General features: G+C 67.9%; 1 protein-coding gene. It reads right to left on the bottom strand.

Annotated features, from left to right (window positions below; translation table 11 throughout):
- A partial coding sequence (locus D7V77_RS42830; RefSeq protein ID WP_199734028.1) for a hypothetical protein occupies positions 1 to 408 on the bottom strand: 408 nt, incomplete at both ends.

Genomic DNA, 408 nt, shown 5'->3' on the forward strand with positions numbered 1-408 from the left:
AAATGTGCCGGGGCGGCACCGAGTGCGAATCGATGACCACGTCGCCGGCCTTGTCGGTCACCAGCAGCGAGCCCAGGTCCTGCGCATTGGTCGAACGGTCGAACAGCACGAGCTGGCGAACGTTGGGCGGCAGCGCCAGCATGGCGGGGTCGCGTACGCCGTCGATCACGGCCTGCAGCGAGAGGTCGTACACCTCGATGTTCCGGGCGATGTCGCGCTGCAGGATCAGCGCGAGGTTGTCGGCGGCATCGCGCGCGCGGGCCAGTGCGTCCGAGCGCATTTCCCAGAGCGAGAGCGCGGTCAGCGCGGCCAGCACCAGCGACAGCGCCGACGCGCCGATGATCAGCAGAGAAGGCCGCCGCAGGAGTGCACCAGTGGCGCGCTGTAAAGGCATGCGCAGAATTGTGA

Origin of the sequence: Corallococcus sp. CA041A (genome assembly GCF_003612075.1) — a bacterium.
GTDB classification, from domain to species: Bacteria; Myxococcota; Myxococcia; order Myxococcales; family Myxococcaceae; genus Corallococcus; species Corallococcus exiguus.